This window comes from Gordonia prachuapensis (assembly GCF_036350515.1).
GTDB lineage: Bacteria > Actinomycetota > Actinomycetes > Mycobacteriales > Mycobacteriaceae > Gordonia > Gordonia prachuapensis.
On sequence record NZ_JAZDUE010000016.1, the window covers coordinates 117,574 to 138,440 of the forward strand.

Genomic DNA, 20,867 nt, shown 5'->3' on the forward strand with positions numbered 1-20,867 from the left:
GTACTCAGAACGGCGCCGGACCACCGTTGCGTCGACGGTTCCGGGATCGCTCCGCCCGGCGCCGGGCATGCTTGTCCGCCACCCGGGTGCCTGTGCGGGTGGGCCGATCCTCTTCGGGGACTTTGCTTCTCGGTGGAGCCTTGGCGGGTGGCGCGCGGAACCGGATGCGCCGCAGGCCGGGGAACAGGTCTTCGTTTGTCTCCGCGGGTCCGGGCAGCGTGAGCCCTTCGGGCGTGGTGAACTCGGTGACCAGCCGACCGGTGGGGTCGCGGTACTGGTCATCGAGCCATTCGCCGAAGGTCTTCAGCAGATGCCCGGGCCGACACTTGGAGTTGAGGTTCTCCGAGGTGGTCTGACCGCCGGACTCCGGATCACCGTGGTCGTACTCGTCGACGTGGTCCAGGTCGCCCGTGAAAGCGCTCTGGCCGCAGCCCGGTTCGACGCAGTAGCCGTCGCGGATGCGCGTGTGGGTCGCCAGCGCCGTCGACGGCCGGTAGGAATCAGACTGTCCGTGGGCGGGCAGCGTGAAACCACCGTCGGCATCGGGTTCGGTGCCCTTCGGCACGAGACGCGACACCACCGTGTCGGGCCGTGCGGCGATGTCACGGACGTGCTCGTCGGAGATCACGCCGTGACCATCCATGAAGCCCGGGTTGTCGGCGCGGCCCTCGAGAGTGCCCTCGTCGCACACCACGTGCAACACGATCTTGGCGTCCACCGGCGGCACGGTACTGGGCTCGGGGATCTGCGCGGTGCAGTCGTCGCGGCCGCACTGGCACTCGAACGCCGTACCCGACAGCAGTGCGAACATGGCGTCGGACATGCGTTGCGGCTTCGTCCGCTTGTCGTGCTCGCAGGCCGTGTCGGCGAGTGCGGCGACCGCGGCAGCGGCGATGCGAACGTTCTCGGCAGCCATCAACCCGGTGATCTCCGCGACCCCGTCGCCACGGGCCTCGGTCCACACCCCACGCTCGTCGAGCGCCTCTCGACGTCGCTCGCGAACGCAGTCCGGATCGAACCGGAAGATTGTCCGGTCGACCATGTCGCGCAGCCGCTTACGCGGCCACGTGCCCTTGCGGGATCGGAGCAGCTGAGCGATCGTCGCATCGATCTCCGGAGTGGCCGACTGGCCGTCGAGGAGGTCGGTGCGGGAGACGATGAGCTTCGCCTGCCACGGCGCAATCACGCCGTCACGCAGGCAGTCGAGAACCTCCGGCAGACGGTCACGCAGCGCGACCGCCTCATTGAGCAGCTTCTCGGCCTGATCGCGCGATACTCCGCGAAGACCCGCGATGCGGGCCGCGGCGTCGGCGAAACCATCGACGACGAACTTGTCGGACTCACCTCGTGCGGCGACGAGTCGGTCGTACATGACTGCCACCGAACGGTATTCGCAATAGGCCAGGTAGGAGCGTCCACGATCGATGTCGCCGAGGCCGAGGAGCAGATCGTTGAGCGGCTCCTCATCGGGGTAGGCCGGGTCGATGCCACCGACATACGTCGACGGCAACCCCTGCCACGACGACGATGATGTGGGCACGACAAAGCCTTCCGGAGATCCGACATGATCTCAGGACACTCGCTGTCATCGTCATCTCCCGGCTGCCAGAGAGGTAGCCCGGACTCTCGTCATCATCTGATCGATCCTGTTGATACCAAGCTACAACAGGCCACCGACAAGAATCGTCACGAGCCGCTGATCTGCGCCAATGCGTCTTCTACCCTGGATTCGACCTCGGCTGCGATCCGGCGGTGACGCTCGGCCGCGGCGCGATTGCCGATCAGTTCGGCGAGTTCGGCGAGCAACGTGTCCATCGGACCGAAGGCGACGCTCGCCGCGTTGAGGCCGACCACCGTCCCCGACCACGGCAGCAACTCCGGATAGAGGCGCGCCCCCGCATCGGCCATGCCGAGCCGCACGAGGGCACGGGCATGGAACGCCGAGATCGTCGTCCAGTAGTAGTCCCGGCTGGTGTACGGATCGGTTTCGGCGATCGACCGAGCCTGTTCCTCGTCGCCGGCATCGAGCAGAGCGACCACATACACCCACGCCACCGTCTGCGGTGCCCGTTCGAACACCAGCCGGAGATCCTCGACCATGTCCCCGACAGACCCACGAAACCAGCCGACACACAGCCGCCCGATGAGTTCGAAGTCCTCACCCGCGGGCATGCCGGCGGCGGACAGCTGGGCACTGAGCGTCGCGTATTTACGTTCGGCCGCATCGAGGTTCCCGCGCAGCACGTCGGTGACCGAACTGAAGGCCGAGAACACGACGGCGAGCTCCCCGACCCGGCCGCTGGTGGCGTTCTGCATCGCCAGGCGCATCTCCTCCACAGCACCGGGCAGGTCGATCCGCGACATCTTCAGCAGGAACAGATAGAACCGTGACGCCGCCTCGTACTCGCGACTTCCGGCATCCTGGGCCGCCCGCAGGAACTCGGCGACCAGCCCGGGATACAGCTCGCGGCTGTCGGGGCCGAGGGCGACGAACACTCGCGCATTCAGGGCAGCGCAGCGCAATTCGAGGTCGTCGGTGCCGTCGGTCAATCGGACTGCCTCGTCCGCGCACGCGATCGCATGGGCATCGTCGTTGCCTTCAATCTCGAACACCGCCGCTATCAGCAGCCGCACCCGATCGGCGCCGGTGGCCGTCTGTAGGGCATCCAGAACGGCCCGCGTCATCGGCTCGTCGGGAACCCCTTTCTGGCGTGTCGACCACACCCACGGTGTGCGCCAGCAGGTCAAGGCCGACACCACGATTGCCGGATCGCCGACTCTCTCGGCCAATCGTAGGGCCTGTTCGCGGCGAACCCGCGCGGCCGATATCTCGCCGCGATGGGCCAGGGCGGTGACGAGGTCACACAGGGCGTGCACCATCCGCACGCGCACGACGACGTCGGGCGATTGGTCATGCCCGGCGAGTGCGTGCAGGTCGACGGCGTGCTGCCACAGCTGGGCGGTGTCCCCCGCGAGGTCGGCGGTGAATCGATGCCGCGCTGCGCTTTCGACCACTGCGAGCGCTTCGTCGGCGGAGGAGGTGGTGGCGCCGAGTGCGGCATGCACCGCCAGTTCGTCTGCCGCCGTCGAGGTCCGGGACCGGAGATGCTCGAGCGTCCGCCAGTGGAGCCGGCGTCGGCGTAACGTCGGGATGGAATCGTAGACCGCGTCCCGCATCAGCACGTGCTGGAACCGGACACGTTCGATGTCGGCGGTCAGCAATCCCGCGACCACGGCGGTGTCGATCGCATCGAGGACGGCGTCCTCCCCGTCGGGAGACGGCCACAGCGCGATCAACGTGTCGACGTCGGCCGACCGGCCGCAGACCGCGAGCAGTCGCAGCGCCGTCACCGTGTCGTCGGGCAGGCGTTCCACGCGGCGTAGCAGCACGTCCCGGACGCCGGTCGGCACCGCCGTCTGCGCATCGCGCGGGCCTCGGGAGGCCACGAGTTTGGCCAGTTCCCTGACGAACAGCGGGTTTCCGTCGGTCCGAGAGCGCAGCAGTGTCAGGGTGATGTCGTCCACCGGGTCGAGGCCGGCGTCGGCGGCGAGCGCGCGTATGCCGTCGTCGGAAAGCCCGGCCAGGGCGAGGTGATCGGCCGTCGACGAGATCAGTGCGGCGCCGGAGGCAAGCAGTTCGGTGGTCGCCTCCGAGGGACGGTACGTGGCGAGGATCAACACCGACCGGTCGGCGAGCCAGGTGGCCAGTTGCCGCAGGACCTGCAGGGTGGCACTGTCGGCGCGGTGGACATCGTCAACGGCCAGCACCACACCCGAATCTGTTCTGTCACAATATGTCCGAACCTGTCGCGCGATGAGGAAAGGGTCTTCGAGCTCGTTGTCGCCCCCGAGCTCGCCGACGATCTCGCGCCACGCCCAGGCCGTCGGCGCGCCATCGACCTCAGGGCAGTGTCCGACGGCCACCGTCCACCCGGTGGCGCGGAGACGACCGCAAAAGGTCTGCACCAGAGTGGATTTGCCGCCGCCCGCCTCGGCGGTGATCCACACCAATCGCAGACCCGTCCGCCGGACGGTGTCGGCGTGCGCGGCGAGTTTCTCCCGTTCCGTCTCTCGTCCGGCGAATGCACGCACGACGTCGTCGTCGGGTTCGTCGGATTCCGGGGTGACCGGCGGTGTGGTGTGTGGGACCACCGGCGCCGCGTCAAGCGAGGGAACCTGCTGCAGGATGGCTGTCTCGAGATCGCGGATCGCCGAAGAGGGGTCGACGCCGAGTTCGTCGGCCAGGTAGTCGCGTAGCGACCGAAGTGTCTGCAGCGCGTCGGCTTGTCGGCCCAACCGGTACTGGGCCAGAGCAAGGAGCCGGAACAATTCTTCGCGCGTGGGGTGGTCCCGGCACAGCGCGGGAAGATCTGCGGCGACTTCTGCGTGCCGGCCCAGTTCGAGAGCCGCCGCCGCGCGTCGTTCGACAGCGGCCAGCCACAGGTCGCCGTAGCGACTGACCTCCGGGCGGGCCCATTCCTCGGCTGCGTGCGGGCCGAACGGTTCCCCCTGCCACAGCGACAGCGCTTCGTCGAGGAGTGCATGAGTCGCGGTGGCATCGACGGCGGGAGCGGTGACGAGATCGGCGAAGCGCCACAGATCGACAGCATCGCGCGGGAGTCGCAGCGCGTAACCGGGTGGCTCACTGATCAGGGTCCGTGCCGGCGTCCGCGCAGCGCGGCCGGGCTCGATGATGCGCCGCAGGTTGGATACGTGCACTTGGAGACCGGCGAGCGCCTTCGGCGGCGGTTCGCCGTTCCAGAGGTCGTCGATGAGCCGGTCGGTGGAGACGACGCGACCATCGGCCGCGGCGAGCCGGGCGAGCACGGCCCGCCCACGCCGGGACTTGACGTCGGCAGGAGCGCCGCCGACGGTGACCCGCACGGTACCGGAGAGGGTGAGCGTGACGATCGGAGTCGTCTCGACGTCATCTGACATCGCTCACGCTCCTCGCCGACGCGGCGCATCTCGTCGGCCGCACTGACCGAAGATTAGCGCCGGAGCGGCGATGGCGCGTGCCGTTCACCGCGCTACAGCCCTGGTCAGGCTCCCGCGGCAGCGGTCGGCGGTAGTAGGACGCGCGACGTAGGGTGGAGTACATGCGGGTGGCACCATGACTCAGCATCGTGACCGCGATTCCGAGGGTCGCGCCCGTCAGGCGCGGCCGCGTGACGCCTTGGGTCGACCGCTGCCCTACGGAGCCGAGGGGGTCGAGCCGATCCCCGAGGATCCCTTGCCGCCACAGCAGACCATCGAGCTCGCCCGACGACTACTCGATGAGGGACGACCGTTCTCGGCCCACGAGGTGTTCGAGACGCGCTGGAAAAGCTGCCCACCGGCCGAACGTCCACTCTGGCAGGGCCTCGCGCAGCTCTGCGTCGGACTCACCCATCACGAGCGCGGCAACGCGACGGGAGCTCGGCGCCTCTATGACCGAGGCGCCCAGCGACTGACCGAGTACAGCGCGGACGGAGGGCCGACCTTCGGTCTGCAACTCGACGCAATCCGCAACTGCGCGCACGAGCGGTTCGGGAGCTGATCAGACGCGGACTGGCGATCCAGCGATCGCCGCATACGCGTGACCACCGTCGATGCCCCGGCTGCATCGATACCGCCGACATTTGACTTGGACATGAATGGATGTGCGGTCCTACCGTCGAATCATGGCTCAGGTCACGTCGAGTGATCCCCGACGCGACCCGAGCCGCTCCACCTATAGCGACGACTCGAGGGGTGCCTCCCATGACCACCGCCCAGCGGACCGGACCGGACACGATGCAGGAACTGACCGGCCAGATGATCATCGCCGGTGACCACGTCACCGGAACCGGAGATGCCATCCACGCCGTGAACCCGGCCACCGACGAACGCCTGCAGCCCGCCTACGCCCACGGCACCGCCGCCGACGTCGCGCGGGCCACGGCGGCGGCGACCGAGGCGTTCGCCGTCTACCGCAACACGTCGTCGTCCGATCGGGCCACGTTCCTGACCACCATCGCCGACAATCTCGATGCCGCCGTCGATGCCCTGGTCGACCGCGCCACCGCGGAGTCCGGCCTGCCGGTTCCGCGGATCACCGGCGAGGTCGGCCGCACGTCCGGCCAGCTGCGGCTGTTCGCGTCGGTGCTGCGCGAGGGCAGCTGGCACGGTGCCCGGATCGACCCGGCCCAGCCGGACCGCACCCCGATGCCGCGCGCCGACATCCGCCAACGCAAGATCGCTCTCGGTCCGGTCGCGGTGTTCGGCGCCAGCAACTTCCCGCTCGCGTTCTCCGTCGCGGGTGGTGACACCGCCTCGGCGCTCGCCGCCGGCTGCCCCGTCGTCGTCAAGGCCCACGACGCCCACCCGGGCACCTCGGAACTCGTCGGCCGCGCGATCACCGCCGCCATCGCCTCGACCGGGATGCCCGCCGGCACCTTCTCCCTGCTCTACGGCAGCGGCCCGGAGCTCGGCATCGCACTGGTCACCGACCCGAATATCAAGGCCGTCGGTTTCACCGGGTCCCGTTCGGGCGGAACAGCACTCGTCCGCGCCGCGGCGTCGCGGCCGGAGCCCATTCCGGTCTACGCCGAGATGAGCTCCATCAACCCGGTGTATCCGCTCCCGGGCGTGCTGGCCGCAAAGGCCGCCGACCTCGGCAAGGCCTTCGTCGGCTCGCTCACCATGGGGTCCGGCCAGTTCTGCACCAATCCCGGCCTGGTCATCGCCGTCGACAGCCCTGACCTCGACACCTTCGTCGACGCCGCCGCGAACGCGGTGCGCGAGACCACGCCGACGCCGATGCTGACCCCCACCATCGCCGCCTCCTACGCCGACGGCGTCTCGACCTTCGACGGCGCCGCGCAGGCGGTCGCCCGAGGAGCGGAATCGACAGCGCCCAACGCCTGCCGCGCCGCGCTGTTCACCACCACCGCCGACGACTTCCTGGCGTCGGAGACATTGCAGCAGGAGATCTTCGGCTCCTCCAGCCTCGTCGTGAAGTGCCGCGATCAGGAGCAGGTGCAGGAGGTGACCGCGAAGCTGGAGGGCCAGCTCACCGCGACCATCCACGCCGACGACACCGATCACATCGCCGCCGCCGAACTGCTCCAACTACTCGAGCTCAAGGCCGGGCGCATCCTCTTCAACGGATGGCCCACCGGTGTCGAGGTCGGTCATGCGATGGTGCACGGCGGCCCCTACCCGGCCACCTCCGACAGCCGCACCACCTCGGTCGGCTCGCTGGCCATCGAACGTTTCCTCCGGCCCGTCGCCTACCAGGACGTCCCGGCAGCGCTACTGCCGACACCGGTCGCCGACGGTAATCCCGAACAGATCTGGCGCCGCATCGACGGCGCACTATCCCGCGACTGACCAACCCGCACAACCATTTCCAAGGAGTCCCCATGCTCGACGGTGTCCTGTTCTTCCCCGTCACCCCCTTCGATCATGACGGAGAGGTCGACTACGACCGCCTCGTCGAGCACATCGAGCGCGGCGTCGCCGCCGGCCCGGGGGGCGTGTTCGTCGCCTGCGGAACCGGTGAGTTCCACGCGCTCGGCCTGGCCGAGTTCGGTGAGATCGTGCGCCGCACCGTCGAGACGGTCGCCGGACGTGTACCGGTGTTCGCCGGGGCGGGTGGTTCGCTCGTGCAGGCCAAGGAGTTCGCGGTCAGCGCGAAAGTCAATGGTGCCGACGGCATCCTGCTCCTGCCGCCGTACCTGGTGACCATGCCGGCCGCCGGTCTCGCCGAGTACACGCGAGCCGTCGCCGCGGCCACCGACCTGCCACTCATCGTCTACAACCGTGGCAACGCGGTGTTCGACGAGGTCTCGGCGGTCACCGTCGCCACGCTGCCCACCGTCATCGGATTCAAGGACGGCACCGGCGATCTCGACAACGTCTCGCGGATCGTCATCGCCGTCAAGAAGTCCCTGGTCGGTACCGGCAAGGAGTTCTTGTTCTTCAACGGTCTGCCAACCGCGGAGATCACCCAGCAGGCGTACCGGGCCATCGGCGTCACCCTCTACTCATCGGCGACCTTCGCGTTCGCGCCGGAACTCGCTCTCGCCTTCTACAATTCGCTGGAGAGCGGGAACGAAGAACTCGCCGAGGCCCTGCTGCGCGACTTCTTCCACCCGCTGGTCCGCCTGCGCAACAAGGTACCCGGCTACGCGGTGTCGCTGGTCAAGCATGGCGTCACCCTGGAAGGCATCGATGCCGGACCGGTCCGTGCGCCGTTGGTCGCACCCACCCCAGAACACCAGGCCGAGCTCGAGCAGATCATCGCCGCCGGCCGTGCGGTGCTCGCGGGCTCGTTGGCCGTCAACGCCACCGCGTGATGGCTGTGTCCACGATCCGCCGGGTCACGGTCACCCCGGTCGCCTTCGTCGACCCGCCGCTGCTGAACACCGTCGGTGTCCACCAGCCGTATGCCTTGCGGGCGATCATCCGGATCGAAATCGACAACGGACTGACCGGCCTCGGCGAGACCTATGCCGACACCGCGCACATCGCGCGGATGGAGGCGGCCGCAGACGCGATCATCGGATCGGATGTGTTCGCCCTCAACCGCATTCACCGAATCATCGACGACTGTGTGGCGCAACTGTCGGTGACCGGCGGCGACGGCGTGGCGGGTATGATCACCACGGCGAGCACCGCCGACCGGGTGTTCTCGCCGTTCGAGGTGGCCTGCCTCGACATCCAGGGAAAAACCCTCGGTCGCCCCGTCAGCGACCTGCTCGGCGGAGCTGTCCGTGCCGCGGTGCCGTTCAGTGCCTACCTCTTCTACAAGTGGGCCGGGCATCCGGGCGCCACCGGAGGTATCGACGAGCACGACCGGTGGGGCGAGGCGATCGACCCCGACGGACTGATCCGTCAGGCGCACCGCATGATCGACGACTACGGCTTCACCGCCATCAAACTCAAAGGAGGGGTGTTCCCGCCCGACGAAGAGGTCGCCGCGATCAAAGCGCTCCACGCCGAATTCCCTGACATCCCACTGCGACTCGACCCGAACGCCGCGTGGACGGTCGACACGTCAGTGCGGGTGGCGGCCGAACTCGACGGGATCGTGGAGTACCTCGAGGACCCGACCCCCGGCCTCGACGGCATGGCCGAGGTGGCAGCCGAGGCGAAGATGCCGCTCGCGACCAACATGTGTGTCGTCGCATTCGATCACCTCAAGCCCGCCGTGCTGAAGAACTCGGTGTCCGTGGTGCTCTCGGATCACCACTATTGGGGCGGTCTGCAACGCTCCCGTCTGCTGGGCGGGATCTGCGAGACCTTCGGCATGGGCTTGTCCATGCACTCGAACTCGCACCTGGGGATCAGCCTGGCGGCGATGACCCACCTCGCCGCGGCCACACCCAATCTCACCTATGCCTGTGACACCCACTGGCCGTGGAAGTTCGAAGACGTGGTCAAGCCCGGAGCGCTACGGTTCGTCGACGGCGCGGTGCCCGTCCCGACGGGTCCCGGACTCGGCGTCGAGATCGACGAAGCTGCGCTCGAGCGGCTGCATCAGCAGTATCTCGACTGCGGCATCCGCGACCGCGACGACACCGGCTACATGCAGTCGATCGACCCGAGTTTCGTGAACACCAGCCCGCGGTGGTGACGGAACTGCCTGAAATCAGCCTCTGGGGCAGCCACCGAGGGCGTATTCCCCTCGGCCCGACCTGAGGCGGCCGATCTTCGTCACCGCCGCCGCATGAAGTACACCGCCGCACCCACCGCGACGACGACGATCCCCGCGACCACCGACCCGATCGGCAAAGTCGCCGCGAGCACTGCGCAGCCGGCCAGACCCGCCGTCGTGATGACCCGCGACGGCCGGCGTTCGTCGCGACTCAACGTCGCCGCCGACGCGTTGGCGATCGCGTAGTAGAGCAGCACACCGAACGACGAGAACCCGATCGCGGCCCGCACATCGGCGGTGGCGGCCAGGATCGCGACCACCACTCCGATGGCGACCTCGGCGTGATGCGGCACGCGGTGTCGGGGATGGATCGCGGCCAGCGTCCGCGGCAGGTGCCCGTCGCGCGCCATCGCCAGGGTGGTGCGGGATACCCCGAGAACCATCGCCAGCAGGGAACCGATCGCGGCGATCGCCGCCCCGATCTGCACGACCGGCGCCAACGCGGGAACGCCTGCCGCACGAACCGTTTCGACCAGGGGTGCGGTCGCATCGGCCAGGCCGGACGGTCCGACGACGGCGAGAGCGGCCACGGCGACGGCCACGTAGGCGAGCAGGACGATGCCCAGCGCCGTGGGGATCGCGCGTCCGATGGTGCGCGCCGGATCGCGGACCTCCTCGCCGAGGGTGGCGATCCGCGCATACCCCGCGAACGCGAAGAACAGCAGCCCCGCCGCCTGCAGCACCCCGTACACCGACGCGTCGGAGCCGATGCCGAGGTTGTCCGCCGCATCGTCGGGGGTCGAGGCCACGGCGGCGACGACGACCGCTGCGAGCACCGCGAGGACCACCGCGACGATCACGCGGGTGACCAGCGCCGACTTCTGGATGCCGCGGTAGTTGACCGCGGTCACCCCGACGACCGCTGCGACGGCAACCGCGTGCGCGTACTCGGGCCACAGGTAGACACCCACGGTCAGCGCCATCGCCGCGCATGACGCGATCTTGCCGACGACGAAGCACCAACCGGCGAGATAGCCCCACACCTCGCCGAGACGTTCGCGGCCGTACACGTACGTGCCACCGGACACCGGGTACAGCGCGGCAAGTCGCGCCGACGACGTCGCATTGCAGTAGGCGACCACCGCGGCGATCGCGAGACCGATCAGCAGGCCCGACCCGGCGGCGTCGGCGGCCGGTCCGAGCGCCGCGAAGATACCGGCCCCCAACATGGACCCCAGTCCGATGGTCACCGCATCACCGACACCGAGTCGTCGAGCGAGTTCCCCATCGGCCGCGCCATCGGAGTGCGTCACGACTGCGACCCTAATAGATGAAAGTTAAGGGTTTCCCCCGATGTCCCGACAGCCGCCGACGGATACGTTCGGCATGTGAAGGCAATCGTGCAGGATCGCTACGGTGGACCGGAAACGCTTGCGCTCGCCGACGTCCCACGCCCGGAACCCGCCGCCGACGAAGTCCTCGTCAAGGTCGCGGCCGCGTCGGTGAACGCACGCGACTGGCACCTGATGCGCGGCGATCCACGCATCGCCCGCCTGGACCGGGCACACTTCGGCCGGCACGCCCCGACAGCACGGGTTCGCGGAACGGACTTCGCCGGCACGGTCGAGGCCGTCGGAGCCGAGGTGAGGGACCTGGCAGCGGGCGACGAGGTCTTCGGGGAGTCCGACGGGCGCCTTCGCCGAATACGTGTGCGCCAACCGGTCCGCCGTCGCCCCCAAGCCGTCGAATCTCTCGTTCGCACAGGCGGCGGCCGTACCCCTCGCCGGCACCACTGCACTACTTGCGCTCGCCCCCGTCCGGCCGGGCCAACGGTTGCTCGTCATCGGGGCGTCCGGCGGCGTCGGCACGTTCGCCGTCCAGATCGGTGTCGCGCGCGGCGCGCACGGCACCGGCGTGTGCAGCACCCGCAACGTCGACGGTGGAGTTCCCCAACGCTCGTCCGGATCAGACGATGTTCGCCGAACTGATCCGGCTGATCGAATCGGGTCAGGTCCGGCCCGCGATCGATCGGACCTACCCCCTCGCGGACGTCCCGGCCGCGATCGACTACATGGAAACCGCCCATCCGCAGGCGAAATTGGTGATCGACCTGAACATCTGACGGCCGGCGGCATCGGTGGGCTAGCGTGATCTACGAACCCGCCCAGCATCAACGTCGTGATACCGAAAGTGGATCGATGTTCTCCTTGTCGCGCCTCTCCTGCTTCATCGCTGTCGCCGAAGAGCTGCACTTCGGCCGTGCCGCCGAACGGCTGCACATGACCCAACCACCGCTGAGCAGGCAGATCCAGCAACTCGAGCACGAGCTCGGGGTGCAGCTGATCGAACGTAGCAGCCGCGCGGTGTCACTGACCGCGGCCGGATCGGCCTTCCTGCCCGACGCCCGCCGCATCGTCGCGCTCGCCGAGAGCGCCGAGCTCACTGTGCGGCGTGTGCCGGCCGGGGACCTCGGCTCGGTCAACATCGGTTTCACCGGGGCGTCGGCCCGTGCGGTGCTGCCGCGACTGATGCAGCGGGCCCGCGAGCGCCTGCCCGATGTGCAACTCGTGCTGCGGGAGATGGTGACGGCGGCGCAGGTGGAAGCCCTGGCAGGCGGCGATCTGGATTTGGGCATCGTGCGCCCACCGATCTCGCGGCCCGGGATCTCGTCGCGGCCACTGTTCCACGAACGGATGGTCGCGGCGCTGCCGGCCGACCACCCGCTCACCGACGTCGAACACATGGCGATCGAGGACTTCGACGGTCAGGCGGTCATCATGTACTCGCCGGTCGACGCCCGATACTTCAACGAACTCCTGATCAGCACCTTCACCGCGGTGGGTGCCTCACCGCGCTACGTCCAGTACGTCACCCAGGTCCACACCATGCTGGTGCTCGTGCATTCCGGTCTAGGGATGGCGCTGGTGCCCGAGTCGGCGATGACCATGCACCCCGACGGCGTGGTGTTCAAAGAGGTGACCGCGATCCGCGACCGACCGGTGCAGATGAACGTCGCGTGGCGCAGTGACAACACGAATCCGGCCCTGGCGCGTCTCATGAGAGACGTTCTGCCGGAACGTGAGTGGATCTGAGATCAGACGGCGGCGCGAACGGGCGGCTTGACGGCCACCACGGGGCACTGCGCGTCGAGCAGCACACGCTGGACGACACTGCCGGTGAGGAGCTTGCCGACGGGGGAACGGCGCTTCTGCCCGATCACCAGTAGCTCGGCGTCCTCGTCGTAGGACGCGTCGATGAGCTGGTCGGCATGCGACAGACTCTGGTCGTTCTCCAGCACCTTGTACGCGACGTCCGCGGCTCCTGCTGTCTCGCGGGCCTTCTCGAGGTCGACGACGAGGTCGGGTGACGACGCGCTGTCACCGTCGGCGACCACGATCACGTCGGTGGCCCGCATCCGAGCCTCGGCGAAACCGAACGGCAGCGCGCCGCGACCTTCGGGGGTGGGTTGGTAACTCAGGATGACGGTCATCGTGCTTCCTTAACGGCGTCGGGCAGGGGCTGGTGAGACGACCGGGGTGACGAGGTCGCCGGTGCGGAGGAAGGTGTCGAGGTTCTCCAGCGTCAATGCCTCCATCGCGGCGCGGGTCTCGACGGTCCCGCTCGCGAGGTGGGGAAGCAGGACCACGTTGTCCATCTCGATCAGCTCGGCGGGCACCTGCGGTTCCCGGGCGAACACGTCGAGGCCGGCACCGGCGAGGCGGCCGGCCGCAAGCAGCTCGACGAGCGCCGCCTCGTCGACGACACTGCCGCGGGCGACGTTGACGAGAAAACCGTTGGGGCCCAGTGACTCCAGCACGTCGCGATCGACGAGATGGCGGGTGGCCGAACCGCCGGCGGCCGCGACGATCAGGACGTCGACGGTGGCCGCCAGTTCGGCCGGTGATTCCGCGTAGCGATACGGCGAACCGGCAACCTCTCGGCGGTTGTGGTAGGCGATGCGGCAGCCGAATGCGTTGAGCCGGTGGGCGATGGCCGAACCGATGCGGCCGAGACCGAGGATGCCCACGGCGGCACCCGAGACCTTGCGCGTCAGCGGTACGTTGCCCTCGACCGGCCAGCGCCCCGCCCGAACGAACCGGTCGGCGGCGGTGAAACCGCGCATCGTGTCGAGAACGAGCCCGACGGCGGTGTCGGCCACGCAGTCGGTGAGTACGTCGGGGGTGTTGCTGACGCCGATACCGAGTTCGGTGGCGCGGTCGACGTCGGTGGTGTCGTAACCGACGCCGAAGTGCACGATCGCGCCGAGGCCGGGCAGCTGATCCATCAGTTCGGCGTCGACCCCGGTGCGTCCCGACGTCACCACCACCCGCACACCGCCGCCATGCTCGGACAGGAAGCTCGCGCGTGCGGCGCCGTCCGGCAGTCGTTCGGCACCATACGTGGCGGTGAGTGTCTCCTCGAGCGAGGGCTTCAGTGGGCCGACCCGCAACACGCTGTTCGTCGTCGACGAATCAGCTTGACCCCCATCGACTTCGGGTGTCATAGCGGTGGTGGTGAGGCTGTCGGCCATCGGTCCTCCTCGACCGGTCGGGGCCGTCGACGGCCCTGCGCTGGATGTTTCCACGGTAAGAGGGGGCCGAGTCGCCCGTCCAACACGTAAATAACATGGATCGATACCCAACCTGTATGGATGGTTAGCCTCTTGATTCGACGGCGGCAACGTCGGGTCGAGAACCGACAGGTCAGGGCCCGTTTCGCGGCTCTCGGGTGGTCGACGAGGCGTCTTGAATACCGGCGAGTACACCGCCAAAAACGCTGTTTCCTGCGGTTTTGCCATGTTGACGTTCGACGACGGGCGCTCTTAGCGTGTGTCTACCGTCACAGACAGCGGTGCAGCCCAGCGAGGTCACTCGCACTCTTTGTTCATCGGAGGTTCCCATGCAGATCGCAGTTCTGCGATCCCCGAAGCGCCGCCGACTCGTCGGTGCACTGGCCGCCTCCGCGGCGGCCGTACTGGCTGTCAGCGGTTGCAGTGTGGCCAACACGACGCAGAGCGAGAGCGCCAGCCCCGACACCCTCCGCATCGTCCTCCCACAGGAACCGCCGACGCTCGAGCCGTGCGATGCCTCGCTCACCGCGACCGGTGTCGTCGTGCGGTCCAACATCACCGAACCGCTCATCGAGCGCGATCCCGACTCCGGCGACCTGCAGCCCAGCCTCGCCACCTCGTGGGAGCAGGTGGACCCGAACGTATGGCGCTTCCGTACCGCGCAGGACATCGAGTTCAGCGACGGCACCGCCTTCACCGCCGAGGACGCCGCCTTCTCCATCAACCGCACCTTCAACGGCGCCATCGGCTGCGACGTCAACGGGTACGTCTTCGACGACAGCGAACGTCAGGTCACCGTCGTCGACCAGAACACCCTCGAGGTGCGCACCGCGACCCCCGACCCGATTCTCCCGCTGCGACTGTCGTTCATCGAGATCGTGCCGCGCACCACCGACGACTCCGGCAAGGTCCGTGAGCCGGTCGGAACCGGGCCCTACATGGTCGACTTCTGGGACTCCGGCCAGCGGATCGCGTTGAAGGCCAATCCGAACCATCACGGCGAGGCACCCGAGTACTCCCGTGCCATCTACCAGTGGCGCACCGAGGGCAGCGTGCGCGCGGCCATGGTGACCAACGACGAGGCGGACCTCGCCACGTCGCTGGGACCCGAGGACGGCGCCGGCGACCTCGGCACCGCCTACGTCAACAACGAGACCACCGCGCTGCGGATTCAGGCCTACGACGCCCCGCTCGACGACTACCGCGTGCGGGAGGCCATCGATCTCTCCATCAACCGCGAAGGCATCGTCGACGCCCTGTTCCAGGGCCTCGGCACCCCGGCGGGGCAGCTCGTCGGACCGGGCATCGTCGGATACAACGAGCAGATCGAGCCCACACCCTACGATCTCGCCCGGGCGAAGCAGCTGGTCGACGAGGCTCGCGCCGACGGTGTGCCGGTCGACCGCACCATCAACCTGATCGGCCGTACGGGGCAGTTCCCGAAGATCAACGAGACGATCGAGAACATCCAGTACACGCTCAGCCAGGCCGGATTGAACGTCGACATCCGGATGATGGACACATCGGGTCAGATGCAGTATCAGACCCGGCCGTTCGTGCCGGGTTCCGGGCCGGTGCTGCTGATGATCATGCACGGCAACCAGGCCGGTGACACCCAGTTCACCCTGGATCAGTACATGCTGTCCGACGGCTACCAGAGCACCTACGGCACAGCGGAATACGACGAGGAGATCCTCGCCGCGGAAGCCCTCACCGGGCAGGCCCGCCAGGACGCGCTCGCGAAGGTACTCGCCGACGAGCCGACCCAGATCCGCCAGTACGCCTACATCGCACACATGCAGGCCGTGCTCGCCAAGTCGAACAAGGTTGCCTACGAGCCCAATTCGGCCACCGGCGACGAGATGCGGCTGGCCGACATGACCCACGCGACAGCCAGCAACGACTGAAACCGAGGCAACCGATGCTCACCTTTCTCCGGCGCCGGATGATCACCAGCCTGATCCCGCTGATCATCGTGCTCTTCGGCGTCTTCTTCATGGCCCGACTCACCGGCGACCCCACCAATCTGTATCTGCCGGTCTCCGCGACCCCGGAGCAGCGCGCCGAGTTCGCCGCCGCCAACGGCCTCGACAAGCCGATCTGGCAGCAGATGTTCGACTACCTGTCCGGGGTCATCCACCTCGACTTCGGTGAGTCGCTCAAGACCGGTCAGGAAGCGGCGAGCATGGCGCTCAACGCATTCCCGGCGACCCTGCAGCTGGCGTTCGTGACCTTGCTGCTGTCGGTCCTCGGTTCGGTGATCATCGGCTGCTGGGCCGCCTACCGGCCCAACTCGCTGGCCGACCGCTTCTCCAGCCTGCTGTCGATGACCGCCGCCAGCGTCCCCGACTTCTGGTTCGCCATCACCGGTATCTGGATCTTCGCCGTCGTGTTGGGCTGGCTCCCCACCTCGGGTACCGGCGGAGTGCTGGCGTGGGTCCTGCCAATCGCCACCCTGATGATCCGGCCCCTCGGCGTGCTCACCCAGGTGGTGCGCGGAGCGATGGTGTCGGCGTTGTCGGCGCCGTATGTGAAGGTCGCCCGCAGCAAGGGCGCCGGCGATCTGCGGGTCGTCACCCACCACGCCCTGCGCAACGCCGCCGCCCCGGCGCTGACCGTCGCCGGTGATCTCGCCGTCGGACTCATCAACGGCGCGGTCATCGTCGAGGCCATCTTCGGCTGGCCCGGCATCGGCAAACTGATGATCGATTCGATCCTGCAGCGCGACTTCGCGGTTCTCCAGGCCGCCGTGCTGTTGACCGCCGTCAGCATCTTCATCCTGAACATCGTGATCGACGCCGGGCTCGCCCTGCTCGACCCGCGAGTTCGCGACAAGGCCACGGTTTAAGGAGCTCCGATGTCCCTCGCCACCGAACCCCTGGACGCCACCAGCCCCGTCGCGTCGACCGACCCGATGGGTGACTCCGTCGCCCGGAAGAAGGCGCCGTCCGGCCAGCTGCCGATGTGGCGCTTGCTGTTCCGCGACAAGTTCGCCACCGTCGCCGCCGGCATCCTGCTGTTCATCCTGCTCGTCGCCGCGTTCGGTCCCTGGCTCGTCGGGGATGCGGCCACCGAGCAGAACCTCGACGAATCGAACCTGCCGCCGTTCAGTCTGGACACCGGCTGGATGAACATCCTCGGCACCGACCCGCTCGGCCGCAGCATGCTCGCCCGGCTCGTCGTCGCCTGCCAGACCACCCTGTTGGTGTCGCTGCCGGCGGTGATCATCTCCTGCATCGTCGGTTCCGCCATCGGCATGTGGGCGGGCTATCACCGCGGATGGCGAGAAACCACCGCGATGCGTGTCGCCGACGTCATCATGAGCTTCCCGTCGCTGCTGCTCGCGGTCGTCATCCTCTACGTGTTCAACCCGAGTGCCGCCAACATCGTCGCGGTGCTGGCGATCACCCGTATCCCCATCTACCTGCGGACCGCCCGTGCCGAGTCGGCCGAACTGCAGAGCCGGGTGTTCGTGGACGCCGCACGCACTTTCGGTGCCAGCAGCAACGCGATCCTGCGCGGCCACGTGCTGCCCATCCTGCTCCCGACCCTGCTGACCGTGGCGACCCTCGACTTCTGCTACGTGATGCTCGCCGAATCGTCGCTGTCGTTCCTGGGCATCGGCATCCAGCCGCCCGACATCAGCTGGGGTCTGATGGTGTCGCAGGGACGCACCTACCTGCAGACCGCGTGGTGGCTGTCGTTCTTCCCCGGCCTGGCCATCGTGATCACCACCGTGTCGGCGACCATTCTGGCCTCCTGGGCACGTATCGCGACCGACCCCGGCCAGCGGTGGCGACTGACAACCCCGAAGGCGCGCAAGCGCTTCTTCTCCTCACGAAAGGCTGTGCGATGAGCGCCCCCATCCTCGACCGCTCCGACGCCGGCACCGACGGCCGGGTCGCCCTCGACGTGTCCGATCTGACCGTCGACCTCCGTACACCCTCCGGCACCGTTCGCGCCGTCGACCACGTGTCGTTCCTGGCACGCCGCGGCGAAACCCTTGCGTTGCTGGGCGAATCGGGCTGCGGCAAGTCGATGACCGCTCAGGCGCTCGTCGGGCTGCTCGAGCCGATCGCATCGGTCACCGACGGGTCCATCGTCCTCGACGACGTGGACCTGGTGACCGCGAAGGACTCGGTCCGACGCGAACTCGCCGGCACCGAACTGGCCATCGTCTTCCAGGACGCCCTGACCGCGCTCAACCCCGTCTACACCGTCGGCACCCAGCTCGCCGAGCCGTTCCGCATCCACCGCAAGATGTCACGCAAGAAGGCGCGGCGCGAAGCCATCGAACTGATGCGACACGTCGGCATCCCCGAACCGGAATCCCGGGCGGATTCGTACCCGCACCAGTTCTCCGGCGGCATGCGTCAGCGTCTCCTGATCGCGATGGCCGTCGCGCTGAGCCCCACCGTGCTGCTGGCCGACGAACCGACCACCGCCCTCGACGTCACGGTGCAGGCCCAGATCATGGAACTGCTCAAGCGGCTACGGGAAGAGCACGACATGGCCGTCGTACTGATCACCCACGACCTCGCGCTGGTCGCCGAACAGGCCGACCGGGTCGCGATCATGTACGCCGGCAACGTGGTCGAGACGGGATCCGTGGACGAGGTCTTCGGCAACCCGCGCCACCCCTACACCAAGGGCCTGCTCGATTCGGTGCCGGTGAGCGCCGAACGCGGTGCCGACCTCAAGTCCATCGGGGGCACGCCGCCGGATCTGCACTCGATCCCGTCCGGCTGCGTCTATCAGGCCCGGTGCCCGTTGGCCCGCGCCCGCTGCGTACAGGAACGACCCGTCCTCGACGTCGTCGGTGACGACCGGAAGGCCGCCTGCCATTTCTCGGAGGAGACACCCAATGTCTGACACCACTGACCAGGTTCTCGAGGTCCGCGACGTCGGGAAGACGTTCACCGTGTCCGGGAAGTCCGGACGCAAGCAACTACGCGCCCTCGACGGCATCGACCTCGACCTGCGCCGCGGCGAGACCCTGGGCCTCGTCGGCGAATCCGGTTGCGGCAAATCGACCCTCGCACGCACGTTGATGATGCTGGAGCGGCCCGACGACGGCACCGTGCGGTGGGACGGCACCGACCCGTACGGGCTGAAGGGCAAAGATCTGCTGGCGCTGCGCCGCAAGGTGCAGATGGTGTTCCAGGATCCGTATGCGTCCCTGAACAACCGGATGACTGCGGCGGAGATCATCGGCGAGCCGTGGCGCACCCACAAGGATCTGTATCCGCGTAAACGCGACCGCGCGGCCCGGGTGCGGGAACTCCTGCATCTGGTCGGCCTGCGGCCCAGCGACGAGCACCGCAGCCCGCAGGAGTTCTCCGGCGGCCAGCGTCAGCGGCTCGGCATCGCGCGGGCGCTCGCGCTCAACCCGGAGGTCATCATCTGCGACGAGCCGGTGTCGGCCCTCGACCTGTCGGTGCAGGCGCAGGTGCTCAATCTGCTCAACGACCTGCAGCAGGAGCTGGACCTGTCCTACATCTTCATCTCCCATGACCTGTCGGTGGTGCGTCACGTCGCCGACCGGGTCGCCGTGATGTATCTGGGCCGCATCGTCGAAACCGGCAGTACCGAAGCGGTATTCGACCATCCCGCACACCCGTACACCGAAGCGTTGATGTCGGCGGCACCCACGCTGGACGCCGAGCAGCGCCGTGAGCGCATCCTGCTCAGCGGCGAGGTGCCGTCGCCGCTCAACCCGCCGTCGGGGTGCCGTTTCCGCACCCGCTGTGCGCACGCCACCGACGTCTGCGCGACCGCGGTGCCGCCGACGGCCGTCGACGCGGCGGAGACCGGTCACATCGCGGAGTGCTATCACCCGCGGGGTCGGGTCACGCTGGGCATTCCGGCGGTGGCATGAGCGAAGCGCTGTGAGTGCAGTCAAATGAATGTAGGGAAATGAGTGCAGTGGGTTTCGCGATCATCGCCGTCTCGGTGTTCGCGGCGTCGTGTATGCAGGCGTCCATCGGATTCGGGATGGGCATGCTCGCCGCGCCGGTCGTCGCGCTCATCGAACCGGCCCTCCTACCTGGAACCCTGATCGCGTCAGCGACCGTGGTGACCCTGATGGTGGTGATCCGCGAACGACAGAGCCTTGATCTGCGCGGCACCGGGTGGGCGCTCGTCGGCCGGATTCCGGGCACCATCGCCGGTGCGCTGCTTCTGGTCTGGCTGCCGACCCAGGGCCTGTCGCTACTGCTGGCCGCGGTGGTCCTCGGTGGGGTGATCCTCGCCTCCCTGGGCTGGCGGCCCGCCCCGCTGCGACGCAACCTCGCCACGGCGGGTGCGGCGTCGGGGCTGCTCGGTACCGCCACGTCGATCGGTGGCCCACCGATGGCGCTGGTCTACTCGGGGGCCGAGGGCGCCCGAGTACGCAGCAACATGAGCGCCTTCTTCCTGGTGGGCAGTGTCATGTCGCTCGTCGCGCTGGCCGCCACGGGCAGCCTGCACCCCGACATCGCGCGGACGTTCGTGGCATTGATCCCCGTCGTCCTGCTGGGCTTCGCGGCATCGCGGGTGGTGAACCGGGTGCTCGACAAGGACCGGCTGCGCACGGCGTCCATCACCGTGTCCGCACTCGGCGCGGTTCTGCTCATCGGACAACAGATCCTCTTCTGAACTGATTCTCTTCTGACCGGATTTCCCGAAAGGACATCA

The 20,867-nt window shown here is 68.1% G+C and carries 18 protein-coding genes and 1 pseudogene; 13 read left to right on the forward strand and 6 right to left on the reverse strand.

Features of this window, described 5'->3' with window-relative positions:
* Positions 1–4: 4 nt before the first annotated feature.
* Positions 5–1,540, reverse strand: a complete 1,536-nt coding sequence (locus V1Y59_RS18595; RefSeq protein ID WP_330506445.1) for an HNH endonuclease signature motif containing protein — start codon at positions 1,538–1,540, stop codon at positions 5–7.
* 146 nt (positions 1,541–1,686) lie between these two features.
* The gene (locus tag V1Y59_RS18600; RefSeq protein WP_330506446.1) at positions 1,687–4,938 is read right to left on the reverse strand and encodes an ATP-binding protein; all 3,252 of its coding nucleotides are present in this window, start codon (positions 4,936–4,938) and stop codon (positions 1,687–1,689) included.
* Positions 4,939–5,113: 175 nt separating this feature from the next.
* Between V1Y59_RS18600 and V1Y59_RS18605 the strand changes: the two genes are divergently transcribed.
* The 4 genes from V1Y59_RS18605 to V1Y59_RS18620 all read left to right on the forward strand — a co-directional run bounded on the left by V1Y59_RS18605 (position 5,114) and on the right by V1Y59_RS18620 (position 9,601).
* Positions 5,114–5,539 carry a DUF309 domain-containing protein gene (locus V1Y59_RS18605; RefSeq protein WP_330506447.1) on the forward strand — a complete coding sequence of 142 codons (426 nt, stop codon included), beginning with the start codon at positions 5,114–5,116 and terminating at the stop codon, positions 5,537–5,539.
* A 203-nt stretch (positions 5,540–5,742) separates the two neighbouring features.
* Positions 5,743–7,353, forward strand: coding sequence for an aldehyde dehydrogenase (NADP(+)) (locus V1Y59_RS18610; protein WP_330506448.1), 1,611 nt, complete (start codon positions 5,743–5,745; stop codon positions 7,351–7,353).
* Positions 7,354–7,385: 32 nt separating this feature from the next.
* Positions 7,386–8,321 carry a 5-dehydro-4-deoxyglucarate dehydratase gene (locus tag V1Y59_RS18615; protein WP_330506449.1) on the forward strand — a complete coding sequence of 312 codons (936 nt, stop codon included), beginning with the start codon at positions 7,386–7,388 and terminating at the stop codon, positions 8,319–8,321.
* Entirely contained in the window at positions 8,321–9,601 is a 1,281-nt protein-coding gene (locus tag V1Y59_RS18620) for a glucarate dehydratase family protein (RefSeq protein ID WP_330506450.1), read from the forward strand. The genes V1Y59_RS18615 and V1Y59_RS18620 overlap by 1 nt, the downstream gene beginning before the upstream one ends.
* An 80-nt stretch (positions 9,602–9,681) precedes the next feature.
* On the opposite strand, the gene V1Y59_RS18625 is transcribed toward V1Y59_RS18620, so the two are convergent.
* Positions 9,682–10,935 (reverse strand): APC family permease, encoded by a 1,254-nt coding sequence (locus V1Y59_RS18625; RefSeq protein WP_330506451.1) that lies wholly within the window; start codon positions 10,933–10,935, stop codon positions 9,682–9,684.
* Between the two features lie 87 nt (positions 10,936–11,022).
* Between V1Y59_RS18625 and V1Y59_RS23690 the strand changes: the two are divergent.
* A pseudogene (locus tag V1Y59_RS23690) lies at positions 11,023–11,286 on the forward strand (alcohol dehydrogenase catalytic domain-containing protein); the annotation flags it as partial.
* A gap of 133 nt (positions 11,287–11,419) precedes the next feature.
* On the opposite strand, the gene V1Y59_RS18630 reads toward V1Y59_RS23690, so the two are convergent.
* Complete coding sequence (locus V1Y59_RS18630; protein WP_330506453.1) at positions 11,420–11,575, reverse strand: hypothetical protein; 156 nt, start codon at positions 11,573–11,575, stop codon at positions 11,420–11,422.
* Positions 11,576–11,594: 19 nt separating this feature from the next.
* Here V1Y59_RS18630 and V1Y59_RS18635 point away from each other — a divergent pair, with 19 nt between their 5' ends.
* Both V1Y59_RS18635 and V1Y59_RS18640 read left to right on the forward strand, forming a co-directional pair.
* Positions 11,595–11,744 (forward strand): zinc-binding dehydrogenase, encoded by a 150-nt coding sequence (locus V1Y59_RS18635; protein WP_330506454.1) that lies wholly within the window; start codon positions 11,595–11,597, stop codon positions 11,742–11,744.
* Positions 11,745–11,820: 76 nt separating this feature from the next.
* Positions 11,821–12,714 carry a LysR family transcriptional regulator gene (locus tag V1Y59_RS18640; protein WP_330506456.1) on the forward strand — a complete coding sequence of 298 codons (894 nt, stop codon included), beginning with the start codon at positions 11,821–11,823 and terminating at the stop codon, positions 12,712–12,714.
* A 2-nt stretch (positions 12,715–12,716) separates the two neighbouring features.
* Here V1Y59_RS18640 and V1Y59_RS18645 read toward each other — a convergent pair whose 3' ends face one another.
* The gene (locus tag V1Y59_RS18645; RefSeq protein WP_330433436.1) at positions 12,717–13,112 is read right to left on the reverse strand and encodes a universal stress protein; all 396 of its coding nucleotides are present in this window, start codon (positions 13,110–13,112) and stop codon (positions 12,717–12,719) included.
* A gap of 9 nt (positions 13,113–13,121) precedes the next feature.
* Positions 13,122–14,126, reverse strand: coding sequence for a 2-hydroxyacid dehydrogenase (locus tag V1Y59_RS18650; RefSeq protein ID WP_330506468.1), 1,005 nt, complete (start codon positions 14,124–14,126; stop codon positions 13,122–13,124).
* Positions 14,127–14,521: 395 nt separating this feature from the next.
* Between V1Y59_RS18650 and V1Y59_RS18655 the strand changes: the two genes are divergently transcribed.
* From V1Y59_RS18655 to V1Y59_RS18680, 6 genes are read left to right on the forward strand one after another with little or no spacing between them, the layout of a single operon-like run.
* Positions 14,522–16,099: an ABC transporter substrate-binding protein gene (locus V1Y59_RS18655; protein ID WP_330506457.1), complete on the forward strand. Its 1,578-nt coding sequence runs from the start codon at positions 14,522–14,524 to the stop codon at positions 16,097–16,099.
* Between the two features lie 14 nt (positions 16,100–16,113).
* Positions 16,114–17,040: an ABC transporter permease gene (locus tag V1Y59_RS18660; protein WP_330433434.1), complete on the forward strand. Its 927-nt coding sequence runs from the start codon at positions 16,114–16,116 to the stop codon at positions 17,038–17,040.
* 9 nt (positions 17,041–17,049) lie between these two features.
* Positions 17,050–18,048 carry an ABC transporter permease gene (locus V1Y59_RS18665; protein WP_431309223.1) on the forward strand — a complete coding sequence of 333 codons (999 nt, stop codon included), beginning with the start codon at positions 17,050–17,052 and terminating at the stop codon, positions 18,046–18,048.
* Positions 18,045–19,064 carry an ABC transporter ATP-binding protein gene (locus V1Y59_RS18670; RefSeq protein WP_330506458.1) on the forward strand — a complete coding sequence of 340 codons (1,020 nt, stop codon included), beginning with the start codon at positions 18,045–18,047 and terminating at the stop codon, positions 19,062–19,064. Before V1Y59_RS18665 ends, V1Y59_RS18670 begins: the two co-directional genes overlap by 4 nt.
* Positions 19,057–20,070: an ABC transporter ATP-binding protein gene (locus V1Y59_RS18675; RefSeq protein WP_330506459.1), complete on the forward strand. Its 1,014-nt coding sequence runs from the start codon at positions 19,057–19,059 to the stop codon at positions 20,068–20,070. Before V1Y59_RS18670 ends, V1Y59_RS18675 begins: the two co-directional genes overlap by 8 nt.
* Before the next feature lie 38 nt (positions 20,071–20,108).
* Positions 20,109–20,828 (forward strand): sulfite exporter TauE/SafE family protein, encoded by a 720-nt coding sequence (locus tag V1Y59_RS18680; protein WP_330433431.1) that lies wholly within the window; start codon positions 20,109–20,111, stop codon positions 20,826–20,828.
* Positions 20,829–20,867: the final 39 nt, after the last annotated feature.